Source organism: Veronia pacifica (genome assembly GCF_001707825.1).
Lineage (GTDB): Bacteria > Pseudomonadota > Gammaproteobacteria > Enterobacterales > Vibrionaceae > Veronia > Veronia pacifica.
On sequence record NZ_LYBM01000002.1, the window covers coordinates 1 to 12,153 of the forward strand.

11 protein-coding genes are annotated in these 12,153 nt (G+C 40.9%); 9 read left to right on the plus strand and 2 right to left on the minus strand.

The genetic code is table 11. The annotated features are described in order from the left end of the window. The 4 genes from folC to purF all read left to right on the plus strand — a co-directional run. The coding region (folC, locus tag A8L45_RS01520; protein ID WP_068898509.1) for a bifunctional tetrahydrofolate synthase/dihydrofolate synthase at window positions 1-893 on the plus strand (893 nt) is incomplete at its 5' end. 2 nt (window positions 894-895) lie between these two features. Beyond that, on the plus strand, window positions 896-1,489 hold the full coding sequence (locus A8L45_RS01525) for an SPOR domain-containing protein (RefSeq protein ID WP_068898510.1): 594 nt from the start codon (window positions 896-898) through the stop codon (window positions 1,487-1,489). 63 nt (window positions 1,490-1,552) lie between these two features. Beyond that, window positions 1,553-2,044: a CvpA family protein gene (locus tag A8L45_RS01530; RefSeq protein WP_068898512.1), complete on the plus strand. Its 492-nt coding sequence runs from the start codon at window positions 1,553-1,555 to the stop codon at window positions 2,042-2,044. A gap of 40 nt (window positions 2,045-2,084) precedes the next feature. After that, complete coding sequence (purF, locus tag A8L45_RS01535; protein ID WP_068898514.1) at window positions 2,085-3,602, plus strand: amidophosphoribosyltransferase; 1,518 nt, start codon at window positions 2,085-2,087, stop codon at window positions 3,600-3,602. A 74-nt stretch (window positions 3,603-3,676) separates the two neighbouring features. On the opposite strand, the gene A8L45_RS01540 is transcribed toward purF, so the two are convergent. After that, complete coding sequence (locus A8L45_RS01540) at window positions 3,677-4,276, minus strand: Yip1 family protein (RefSeq protein WP_068898516.1); 600 nt, start codon at window positions 4,274-4,276, stop codon at window positions 3,677-3,679. Between the two features lie 680 nt (window positions 4,277-4,956). Here A8L45_RS01540 and A8L45_RS01545 point away from each other — a divergent pair. The 3 genes from A8L45_RS01545 to A8L45_RS01555 all read left to right on the plus strand — a co-directional run bounded on the left by A8L45_RS01545 (window position 4,957) and on the right by A8L45_RS01555 (window position 8,662). Beyond that, window positions 4,957-6,012, plus strand: coding sequence for a response regulator (locus A8L45_RS01545; RefSeq protein ID WP_068898518.1), 1,056 nt, complete (start codon window positions 4,957-4,959; stop codon window positions 6,010-6,012). Window positions 6,013-6,204: 192 nt separating this feature from the next. Continuing rightward, the gene (gene rfaH, locus A8L45_RS01550; protein ID WP_349266987.1) at window positions 6,205-6,717 is read left to right on the plus strand and encodes a transcription/translation regulatory transformer protein RfaH; all 513 of its coding nucleotides are present in this window, start codon (window positions 6,205-6,207) and stop codon (window positions 6,715-6,717) included. A gap of 160 nt (window positions 6,718-6,877) precedes the next feature. Beyond that, window positions 6,878-8,662, plus strand: coding sequence for a Wzz/FepE/Etk N-terminal domain-containing protein (locus tag A8L45_RS01555; protein ID WP_068898520.1), 1,785 nt, complete (start codon window positions 6,878-6,880; stop codon window positions 8,660-8,662). A gap of 93 nt (window positions 8,663-8,755) precedes the next feature. On the opposite strand, the gene A8L45_RS01560 is transcribed toward A8L45_RS01555, so the two are convergent. Then, complete coding sequence (locus tag A8L45_RS01560; RefSeq protein ID WP_068898522.1) at window positions 8,756-9,949, minus strand: O-antigen ligase family protein; 1,194 nt, start codon at window positions 9,947-9,949, stop codon at window positions 8,756-8,758. Window positions 9,950-10,088: 139 nt separating this feature from the next. Between A8L45_RS01560 and A8L45_RS01565 the strand changes: the two genes are divergently transcribed. Both A8L45_RS01565 and A8L45_RS01570 read left to right on the plus strand, forming a co-directional pair. After that, a complete protein-coding gene (locus A8L45_RS01565) occupies window positions 10,089-10,841 on the plus strand; it encodes a glycosyltransferase family 25 protein (protein WP_083228143.1) in 753 nt (250 codons plus the stop codon). 266 nt (window positions 10,842-11,107) lie between these two features. Continuing rightward, the gene (locus A8L45_RS01570) at window positions 11,108-12,136 is read left to right on the plus strand and encodes a hypothetical protein (RefSeq protein WP_068898523.1); all 1,029 of its coding nucleotides are present in this window, start codon (window positions 11,108-11,110) and stop codon (window positions 12,134-12,136) included. Window positions 12,137-12,153 lie beyond the last annotated feature (17 nt).

Below are 12,153 nucleotides of genomic sequence, written 5' to 3' on the forward strand. Positions count from 1 at the left end.
TTGGTACACTGGCTGCGCTTTGGCTTTTTACCCAACATAAACTGGATGTGGTCATTCTGGAAGTAGGGTTGGGTGGGCGTCTTGATGCAACTAATGTCTGTGAGCATGATGTAGCGGTGATAACCAGTTTAGCAATAGACCATGTTGACTGGCTGGGGGACGATATAGAAGTCATTGGTTTTGAAAAGGCGGGTATTTTCCGCTCGGGCAAGCCAGCTATTTGTGGTCAGCCTGAACCCCCTGCCAGCGTATCTGCGAGGGCTGATGAGATTGATGCCAAGCTGTTTCAGGTGGGATATCAATTTGAATACCAACAGCAGGGTGATGTGTGGCATTGGCATTGCGGTGCGTTTGATTTAAAAGACTTACCCATCCCTGCGCTACCGTTACAAAATGCAGCTACCGCACTGATGGCGTTGGGGGCGTCTGACTTATCTATTACCGACGAGCATATTGTTGCAGGACTAGAGAATGCCAGATTAGCAGGACGCATGGAACAGGTCAGCGATTCACCGCTGGTGTTGATGGACGTTGCTCATAACCCTCACTCTGCACAATATCTTGCAAAACAACTGGCAACGCTCAAAGCCAAGTCTAAAGCAAAAGTACACGCAGTGGTTGCTATGCTGCATGACAAAGATATCAAGGCAACATTGGCTGAAATGCAACATGTAGTTGATGTATGGTGCCCTGCTAGTTTGTCTGGCCCGAGAGCTGCATCGGCCGCCGAACTTTGTCAGTATCTCCCAGATGGGACAAAATCATATGATTCACCTGCTGAGGCTTATGATGAGGCATTGGTATCTCTCTCGTGGCATGGTGATATTGTTATTGTCTTTGGCTCCTTCCATACTGTGGGGCAAATTACCTCGCATCTTTCAACAATGGAGTAATTGTGGCTACTCAGTTTCAAAACCGTTTGGTCGGCACTGTTATGCTGGTGTGTCTGGGTGTGATTTTTCTTCCTGATGTACTCGACGGGAAGAAAGAAAAATTTCAGGAAGACTTCGATGCTATTCCTCTCAGAGAACCCATTGATAAAACTCTATTAGACAGTGAAATTAAGCTACCGGATACCGGGGGGGTGGTAGAAGATATCGATAAACATGCCGATCACCTCCTGGATGATCGACTTGCCACTGTTACGCTTGGCGACACTGAAGAAAAGGTATCTGCTCAGTCACCAAAGCCCGCTGTCGTTCAGAAGCCTAATGCCGAGAAGAATAATCTGGGGCTCAAAGATTCCGCATGGGTCTTGAGACTGGGAACATTCCGAAACATAGATAATGCAAAGAACCTTGTGACCAAGTTGCGCAACAAAGGCTATCCGGCTCACATCTATCCCAAAGATGTTCGGGTAGGGCAATTGGCCCGTGTCGAAGTCGGTCCTGATTTATCAAAAGATAAGTTACAGGGGATGCGTGCAGATCTAGAGTCTTTGACTGGCCTCAAGGGCCAATTGGTCAAATTTAACCCTTTAAACCTTTAAGAAAACGTTTGCGTCGCCATTTTTTCTGTTAGAATGCGCGCAAATCCAATAGAAGAAGAATATATGAATTGGATTGATTACATTATCCTTGGCGTCATTGGTTTCTCGGCATTAATCAGTATTGTTAGGGGATTTGTTAAAGAGATTCTTTCTCTCATCATCTGGTTTGGCGCATTTTTTGTTGCCAGTAAATTTTACCTTCAACTCGCGGCATATTTTACTGAGTTTAAGGATGAGATGCTGAGAAATGGGTTGGCAATCGCTGCTCTTTTTGTTTCAACGCTGATCATCGGTGCTTTGTTGAATTTTGTTATTGGGCAGTTGGTTGAAAAAACGGGTCTTTCAGGCACAGACAGATTACTCGGTGTAGTGTTTGGTGGTGTAAGAGGGGTACTGGTCGTTGCCGCTTTGCTGTTTGCGCTCGACGCCTTCACTGGAGCACCAAACCTCGTCGAGTGGAAACAATCACAACTTATTCCGCGTTTCGGCATTGTGATTGAGTGGTTCTTCTCGTATCTGGAGCAAAGCTCCAGCTTTTTACCCAAGGTGGTATGACACCGAGGGCTAATTCAGGCTTAAAAAGGAAATTATTTACATGTGTGGGATTGTTGGAGTTGTTGGTCAAACGCCTGTAAATCAGTCGATTTATGATGCATTGACAGTGTTGCAACATCGCGGCCAGGATGCTGCCGGTATCGTAACCATAGATGATAACCGTTTCCGGCTCAGGAAAGCGAATGGGCTGGTAAAGGATGTTTTTCAACTCAAGCACATGCAAAGACTTCAAGGGCACGTGGGTATCGGACACACCCGGTATCCAACTGCCGGGAGTTCGAGTGCATCAGAGGCTCAGCCTTTTTACGTTAACTCGCCATATGGTATTACCCTAGCTCACAATGGTAACCTCACCAACGCTAACGACCTCAGACAATCTCTTTTCCAACAAGACAAACGCCATCTAAATACCACGTCTGATTCCGAAGTACTTCTTAATGTTCTGGCTCACCAGATAGACAAAGCCTCCGCGCATCCGCTTACGGAAGAAGATATATTCAAAGCGGTGAGTGCTGTACATCAACAGGTATCCGGTGGCTATGCTGTGGTGGCTATGCTTATTGGTCATGGTCTTATCGCCTTCAGAGATCCAAACGGCATTCGTCCGCTGTGTCTTGGCAAGCGAATTAACGAGCAGGGCAAGAATGAGTATATGGTGGCGTCTGAATCCGTCGCACTAGATGCTGTCGGTTTCGATTTTATCCGCGATGTAGCCCCGGGTGAGGCAGTCTATGTGACTTTCGACGGTGAATTGTTCACTCGGCAGTGTGCGTTAACGCCTAAGCTGTCTCCCTGTATTTTCGAGTTCGTTTACTTCTCCCGTCCAGATTCTTTCATCGATAAAATCTCAGTGTATGCAGCGCGCCTGAATATGGGTAAGAAGCTCGGTGCTAAGATTCGTCAGGAGTGGGAGGATATGGATATTGATGTGGTTATCCCCATTCCGGAAACCTCAATGGACATTGCCTTAGAAATTTCTCAGGTGCTGGGAAAACCCTATCGCCAGGGTTTTGTGAAAAACCGTTATGTTGGCCGTACTTTTATCATGCCGGGTCAACAACAGCGAAGAAAGTCGGTTCGCCGTAAGCTCAATGCTATTCGCTCTGAATTTAAAGGTAAGAATGTCTTACTGGTTGATGACTCGATTGTACGTGGCACGACCTCTGAGCAAATAATTGAGATGGCACGTGAAGCTGGAGCAAAGAAAGTATATATGGCTTCAGCAGCTCCCGAGATACGTTTCCCGAATGTTTACGGTATTGATATGCCAAGCGCTAATGAGCTCATTGCGCACGGTAGAGATGTGGATGAGATCTGCAAAATTATTGGCGCAGATGGCCTTATTTTCCAGGACCTTACTGATCTCGAAGATGCTGTGCGGGAAGGAAACCCTGACATACAAAGATTTGAAAGCTCGGTATTTTGCGGTCAGTATGTCACTGATGATATTGACCAAACCTACCTCGACTACCTCGAAAGCCTTCGTAGTGACGATGCAAAAGTGGTTCGTGAACAGCAGCAGGAACTTGCAAACCTTGAAATACATAACGAGAGCTAACGTAGTACGGATATAGCTCGAACTCAGGTATATAAAAAACGCAGCCATTGGCTGCGTTTTCTGTTTGCGAATATTTACTGAACGAACACGGGTCCTAGACCTGAATTCCATAGTATGACAGACGCCGCGAGAATGGAGACCAACAGAACCAGACCACATGTCACAACAGAGCTGGCATAAATAAACCCTCGTTCCTCTGGTATGTGCATGATAATTGGTACACCGGTGTAAAGAAGGTAGACTGAATACGCTACCCCCACTAATCCAACAAGCATGACGAACCAGACAACAGGGTAGAGTGCTGCTAATCCAACCATAAATATTGGTGTGGCAGTATAAGCGGCCAACTCAAGAGATTGAGTATAGGTCGGTGCTGACCCAAAAGTGCGGCTCATCCAATGAGTCAGATATGCAAGAGCACAAACACCAATAATGAGTGCAAAATACATTGCAACAGCAATCATTATGGCGCTTTCTGGGGTAATAAAAATAGGGTCTCCGACTCCAATTTTCCAGCCAATATGCACGCTTGAGTAGTAGGCACACAATGGTGGAATCAACGCCATGATCAATGCGTGGAAAAGACTGTTAAATGTTCCTTCGTGTAATCTATCGATATTTTTCCATTCTTGCTTGGGCTGCACGTAAAGCCCGACTAAATGTCCCAGTATCATGCTCGCTCCCAGTATTTGATCAATAGAGTAATCTAATAACTCTAACTATGACTAAAATTTATTATTAACAGTTGGTTACGCGGAAATTAGATGTGTCTTGCTTCTGCTGTGGCCAGAAATAAATCCACAAGAGACAGACTTTTTGTTAAAAATAACACGACATTCGGTTTTAAAAATAACTTAAATTTCACTATTTTTTAACATTTATTATTCCGCAGATGATCATTGAGAGAGAAACTGTGACCAAAACCTGACTTTTTATCAGGTTTTAACCTTTTAAGGATGTAAAGAGATATGTATGAGCTTCTTGGGGAGGTATTCCTGAGGTATAAATTTTTACACCTATGATGTTCTCTGCCTTGTTTGAACTCGGTTTCAATTTATGGTCGATAGTCTCAATTTGAGTACTCTCTATTTTTTGCTTAAAACCTTTTCTTTGTTTTCATAAAGTTAGAGTAAAATAATAGAGAGATGATTTGCATTGAAAAGCATGCTCATCTAAGTAAATTGAAACCAAATAAAAAATAAATAGTATATTAAACAATAAAATATAATATTTTTAATGTCTTTTTTTCCATGCAATATGCCGAGTCAGTGAAAGCCAACTATCCTTATACATGAAAGATAAGTGGTTCGCACATGGCTGGAGGTGCAGTTAGGAAGTTCAGGGGAGAGTGAAGGTGCTGGAAGGTAGAGAAGTACTTATTGTCGAGGATGATCCAGTGTTCAGCAGGCTGGTGTCAGGTTTTCTTCATAAAGAGGGATGTGTTGTTCGCATAGCAGAGAATGGCCTTGAGGGGCTGCGTTCCCTACGTGAGGCTATCCCTGATCTTCTTATCAGCGATCTGTCGATGCCTGTAATGACAGGTCTTGAGTTTGTAGAAGAAGTCAGCCGCGAATACCCTATGCTTCCTGTGATTGTTATTTCTGGCACTGGTGGTATGTCTGATGTCGCTCAAGCTCTCCGTTTTGGTGTAAAAGATTTTCTGATAAAACCGATAGAAGACGTGATGACCGTCAAGTCATCAATTTTATCTGTTCTCGGCGATGATAAATTGGCTGCAAATGCGAACAACGATTTCAGCCAACAATGGTTCAGAGTGAATCATGACGATGAAAGACCTCTCAATGAGGAGCTAAAGTGGCACTTGGACGAGCTTTTGGATAACCCGGTTATAGCGAGAGACTTATTGATTGGTTTGCTACCCGAGCAGACATCTAAACAAGGTGATTGGCAACTTTCTTATCACTCTCTGCAATCGACGGATGCCAGTCCAATCGTGCTTGATTACACTTGGCTCATTGATGGTAAGCTTGCGTTTTATATTGTTGATTCAGCTTCAGCAGAAGAAAACGGTCCAGCGACAACGCTGATGATTCGTGCTTTTTTTAATGAATATCTTCGCTCTAATCAGGCTACAGAGCGTTCATTGATTAAACTCATTCAGCAAATAGAAACAGCAATAAAAAAATCCTCTTATGCCTCGCCAATCAATGCCTTATTCGGCATCCTAAATGCACCAGAAAGCGAGCTTGAGTTGCTATCAGTTGGTCTAGATGTTCAGGCAGACGCAGAAGGAGAGGTTCATTCTCTTCGTAATGCACATATGCTGGGCATCGATGCATGTGACTCCTCTTTTAATGTTCTTAAGCTGGAGCAAGGGAAAGCAAGGTTATCACTGAGCCAGATAGGACTGAGCAGTTTCAGCGTGGAAATTGAGCGTTTAAACTCTTGATTAAAAGACTGCGTCAGTTTCCTATTAAATTTCAGATCAACAAGTTAGTCGAAAAAACATATGATTATTTAATTGTACACTGATTGAAATGTCGATTTTCTTTCGTCAGGCTTGCTGCCGAATGCATGTAAGAATATACTTGCGCCTGTTATTTTTAAGCCTATATCTCGCTCAATTTGTGGGATTGGTCTAGTGGGGGCATGTGTTTTGCACAACTGGTATTTACTTTATTGTAAGCGCAATGAGATGCAAAGGGCTGAGGTCCACCTGAAGCGACAAGGAGTAGATTGCTACTATCCTCAAGTTACAGTGGAAAAATTGAAAAGAGGAAAGCCATCTTCAACATTGGAGCCACTGTTCCCTAACTATCTATTTATTTCCTTCGATCCTGAACAAATCAGCTACACCACTATACGTTCAACCCGCGGTGTGATGCAATTTGTCCGAAACGGTAGTGTGCCAAGTGTTGTTGATATAGAAATCGTCAAATCATTAATGATTAATGAAGATTCGGATGAGTCAAGAGCGTATTTTATGCAGCGTTTTGTTGAGGGAGATAGGGTTACCCTCAGTAATGGTCCTTATTCTGGTATCAAAGCAATTTTTAAGGAGAAGGATGGCGATAACCGCTCTATTCTCCTACTGTCAATGCTTAATAAAAAGGTTACATTGTCAGTAGAAAATAAAGAGATAATAGCTATTTAGAGATGCATTTTAATGTCTGATATCTACGACAGCACAAAAAAACTGTGACAGTGAGTGGAGCTTTTAGTTCTTCCCATTACGAGTCATCCCTCATTCTGATAACGTCTATGAAAAGCGAAACCAAGCAACTGTAGTCTTTGCTTAGCCATAAAGGTAATTCATGTCAACACCATCTTCACCTCATATCACCTCTCATACAATGGTAAGAGAGGATGAAATTGATTTAGCCAAATTGTTTGGTATCTTGCTAGATAAAGCGGTCGTTGTTGCTGCCACAACAGCCTCTTTCATAATCCTCGGTGCGTTTTACGCGTTTTTGATTGCTCAACCTGTTTACGAGTCCTCGGCAACGCTAAAATTGGTTGGTAATGGCAATATTTCATTGGATGCTCCTGCCGAAAAAGAACTATTAAAATCAACAGTGGTAATCGGTCCGGTTGTTGATGCAATGGATCTCACTACAATTGTTGAACCTAAGCTAGTTCCCATTATTGGTAGAGGACTTCAACGAGTTATTGGAAAAGAAACCAAATTAAACGTTGCTAAGTTTGATGTGGCCAAACTATGGTTAGGTAAAGAGTTTAAACTCGAAGTTTTAAACTCAAACACTTATAATATAACGTTGCCAGATGGTGAGACATTGAAGGGGTTTTTCGGGCAAAATATTGACTACAAAGGCATTTCAGTACTGATAGAAGCAGGTCGTAATGCGGTTGGCGACGAATTCCTAATATCTAAGATTGCCAAGCAAAAGGCCATAGAAGATGTACTGTCAAATCTTTCAGTGTCTGAGGCTGGAAGAAGAACGAATATTATTGACGTTAAATATTCGAGTGACACTCCCCAGACAGCACTTTCAATGACAAACATCATAGTTGAAAAGTATACTCAACATGTGCTGCAGACAGCTATGGATAATTTGGTACGAAAAATAGATATAACAAAGAAAAAAATTGATGCCCTCCATCTACGGCTCCAAGATACTAAATTAATCAGGGACCTAGATGAAGAGAAAGTAATTTTAGAAAAAAGAAAATTAAACGAACTCAAGGCATTACTTGAAAGTTATCTTATTAGCGAACAAACTTTCAAGTTACCGATAGATGTCGTATCGCTCCCATCTGTATCTAATAAGGCAGCAAAACCGAAAAAAACATTAATTCTTACACTGTCAGGATTGTTGGGTTTAATGGTATCAATCGGTTTTGTTTTGGTGAATGCTGCATTTAAACGTGGTATACACTCAACTGAGGAATTGCGGACAACTGGGATTCCACTATTAGTTAGTGTCCCATTAGAAAAAATCAATAAAGGAAAATCAGCTTCTGATATTACTATGGAAGCGCTAAGAGCATTGGTACCAATGCTTAATGTAAAAGGTCAGGAAAAAGCTAGTATTGTTATGGTTGCAGGAGCATGCCCAGGTGATGGGAAATCATACATCGCCAGAAAATTAGCAGCCGCAGTTACCGAATCACAGCAACGTGTTTTACTCATCAATACAGACCTGAGAAAGCCCACTAACTCATCGGTTCATGGCTTGAAGCAAATACTGGAATTGGAGAAGTCTGCTTCCTCTGTGGTCGATTTAACTCCAGAGGCCTTTAGTTTAATTGACGCAGGCGGTGTAGTAGAGAATCCTGTTCCACTTTTTTATTGTCAAGAATGGTTTGGTCTAATGCAGTGGGCGTCGGAAAACTACGATGTTGTGATCTTAGATACACCAGCGGTGCTCGCTGCAGCGGAGTCACTAGTAATTGGTGCTGCGTGTGACCAGCGCATTCTAGTTTGCCGCGAAGAGAAGACCACTATCGAGCAGGTTAGATTAGTTATCGATAGATTTAAACATTCTGGGCTCTCCATTACTGGTAGTATTTTGAATGGAACACGTAAGCGGTTCTTTACCGATAAAACTGAGTTCTATTTATATTACAAAGACAAGTAATATTTGCTAAATATAACTTTTACTGTAAAAAAGCTCGCATTGGTAATGCGAGCTTTTTTTTTGACTGATGAGCTTGTAATTAAAACAGGTGGTCTATCGCTCTCTCACTGTAATACACAGTAGTGCTCCAAATAATAAGGTATAAGCATACATAATGTGTGTATGGTGGAAAGGAACATCAGTTAAAGAGGCGATGAGTATCGCAGTTAAAGCTGAAAAGACAAAAGTTTTCTGATTGGTTTGCAATAGTTTTATTAGTAAATATGGTAATGAAATAAACCAGAATAAAAAGACGAATAATCCCAATATGCCATTTCTAACTGTGGTGTCAATAAACTGATTATGAAAATGAGCTCTCAAAAAATACCTCACGCCATCACTAATATCGGCATTTTGGGCTCTCGGAATAATGGAATTTGTGCCAATGCCTATAATTGGTGACTCTTTAATCCATTTTAGGCCAATGGACCACATACCTAAACGGTAGCCAATTGACGTATTTAAATTACCATTCATTATTTCATTATATTCATAAACTGATATGCTGATTCTTTTATTAATCGATTCTTGGAATATATAAAAAAAACAAAATGTAAAAACACAGAATAAAACTACCATGTTAACTCTAAATTTTTTTGATAACGATTCTTGGAATATGAAAAATATTATAAACGTCAATGGTGTTGCGATCCAAATTCCCCTTACGCCAGATAGTACAATTGCTATTAACGAGAAAATTAATCCGATAATATAAAGAGCTTGGTAAGACCATTTTTGTTTTTTTGTAATTATTGTATTAATTAAAAATATAGAGCAGATAAGACAAAATAAAGCAAAAGGGATAGGGTTTACCACCTCACCTGCTCGTTGCTGCTCTAAGACTTGGGTGGCATACAGTGCATAAGTACCAGATGATATTCCTCCCAAAACGCATGCTAAAAATAGATGGCGAGACTGGAATTTCTGCCATGGTATGGCAGCAAGGTAGATTACACTCGTCAGTATTGTTCTGTATGGACCAAATTCTTCTCCTCGAAAAAACGAAAGCGTAGCCCCATAAATTACAAATACAGCTGATACTATAAAAAATAACCTAAGGTTTTTATTAGCTACATTTTTTTTTATCTCGCCACGATATTTCAATAGACAGTAGATAACAACTATGGGAACAAGGCGTGAAATCAACGATTTGGCATCAGGTACGGTAAACGCAGTCGTCATAAAAACTAAAATTGGGGACAGTAAAAATACTTTTTCAATTTCTTTGATAATATTTTTGTAGGTCATACGCTGGCTTTTTATGCTGTATATAGATCGTAAACTTCGTAAATGTTAACATCAAACCTGCAGCGATGCATTACGGAAGTCAGATATTGGTTCGCCTTATCTTATTCAAAATTTTTGTAAAAATAGGTTTCTTAAAATCGTGTCAGATTTAGCTAGCGTGTATGTAATTAGTCTCAAATCTAGTGATTCGCGTAGAAGATTAATAAAGCAACAATTTGAAAAAACTAACACAGCTTTTCGGTTCTTTGATGCTATCGATGGAAGAGAGTCGTTCCCTGAGTTGGCATCTGACTATGATATGGTCCGGAGGCTATGGCTTACCAGTGGTAAGAAACCAATGCCTGGAGAAGTTGGTTGTTATGCGAGCCATTATTCGCTTTGGTTAAAATGTGTTTCCGAGCAAAGGCCATTGATAGTTTGCGAGGATGATATTCACCTACACAAAGATGCCAACGAGATTATAAAAAAGGCACTTAATAACGTAGATAGGTACGGTTTTTTGCGTTTGGAAAGTATAGAGCCGGGTGGAAGTTCACTGGTTGTCCATCGTGAAAACGAGTTTAGTTTTCGATTGATGCACGATAATTATGGCGGTTTAAGAGCATATGCCATTTCCCCAAAAGCGGCATCACAACTTATCAAACATCGCTGGTATTTCCCGGTTGACTGCTTTGTAGGAGCCAATTATATTCATAATGTTGATTCTTTTCAGATGGCACCTACTTTGGTAGTACATCACGGAGACGAGATAACAACCATACAAGAAAAAAAGTTACAAAAAACGGCATGGTATCGAGCTCCATCCAGAGAAGCGTACACTATTTACAAAAAAATTCGTTTGTATTTAAGATATAAATACAATTGTAGAAAAGTAATAGCTAATCAAACCTGACTATTTATTTTCACGTTAACTTACTTTGGATAAATATATTTAATAGAGGTTGATATTTTTGAGTTTCCTTATATATGTAGGGTATTTTAATACCATTCCGATATAAATGTGGTAGTTATTTTTAACTCGGAAACAATATTTACATTCAATTACGCTGTGTCTTAAATGTTAAACATTTTAATCGCGGAGAGTGCGCTATCTTATGCGAATTGTACGTATTTTACTAACGGACAATATTGCAGCAGACCGAGTGATAAGGACGAAAAATGGCCGCACTATTTTCACTTTTTTTGACTTTTCTCGCACTCACCTTTCTGCCTCTAAAGCGTTTTGCTGACGAATATGGCCTGTTAGACGTACCAGATGGTCGTAAAGATCATATGTATCCGACACCTCAGGTTGGTGGAATACTTGTGATTATGTCAGTGTTGATAACAGCCGCAGTATTCCCAAACATTTACGAAAAACACCTGATTTTACTTCTTTGTCTAGCTGTAGTTTCAATGCTTGGAGTTGCAGATGACAGACTTGATCTTGATTACCGCATTAGATTAATAGGGGTGACAGGCCTTGCTATCATCATGATGTTATCTGGTATTGGTCTGAACTCACTTGGCGACTTATTCGGCACGGGGCCGGTGCACTTGGGGATCACATCCATCTTCGTTACTGTTTGCGCTGTCTTGGGCTGCGTCAATGCATTCAATATGATAGATGGTATCGACGGTCTTTTGAGTGCTGTCAGCTCTGTTACCCTTCTAAGTCTAGCTTATCTTTTTCAGCAACAAGAAAATATTGAGCACACGCAAATCTGTTTGATCGTGTTTATGGCTTTAGTACCATGTTTTTTATTCAATATCGGAGCATTTGGTGCAGTACGCCGCATATTCATGGGTGATTCGGGCAGTATGTTCCTTGGCTTTTTGATTGTATGGATGTTGGTCGAGGGCTCGGGAAATGAGCTAAAGGCATTCAACGCAACCACAGCTCTTTGGTTAATAGCTGTTCCTCTAATGGATATGGCAGCGGTTATTACAGGACGCTGCGTAAATAAAAAACTGCCGTTCTCTGCCAGTAAAGATCACATTCATCACATATTATTAAAACAGGGCTTGAGTAATTTACAGGTTCTTTTCTTTGTGACGCTGCTTTCATCGATTATGGCAATAGTTGGAATATTGCTCGATGTAAATAATGTTTCTGATTCTGTATCCTTTTCACTTTTCTTAATTTTATTCGTACTTTATTTAGCCATCTTTCGAATAGAAAGTGTCATAAAAAATATCATAAATTGAGGAAAGGCAAGAGCCTT

Bases quoted from the DNA above. Each gene is read 5' to 3' on its own strand.
- purF (WP_068898514.1), top strand. From the start codon at position 2,085: ATGTGTGGGATTGTTGGAGTTGTTGGTCAAACGCCTGTAAATCAGTCG.
- A8L45_RS01560 (WP_068898522.1), bottom strand. From the start codon at position 9,949: ATGACCTACAAAAATATTATCAAAGAAATTGAAAAAGTATTTTTACTG.
- A8L45_RS01555 (WP_068898520.1), top strand. From the start codon at position 6,878: ATGTCAACACCATCTTCACCTCATATCACCTCTCATACAATGGTAAGA.
- A8L45_RS01570 (WP_068898523.1), top strand. From the start codon at position 11,108: ATGGCCGCACTATTTTCACTTTTTTTGACTTTTCTCGCACTCACCTTT.
- A8L45_RS01540 (WP_068898516.1), bottom strand. From the start codon at position 4,276: ATGATACTGGGACATTTAGTCGGGCTTTACGTGCAGCCCAAGCAAGAA.
- A8L45_RS01530 (WP_068898512.1), top strand. From the start codon at position 1,553: ATGAATTGGATTGATTACATTATCCTTGGCGTCATTGGTTTCTCGGCA.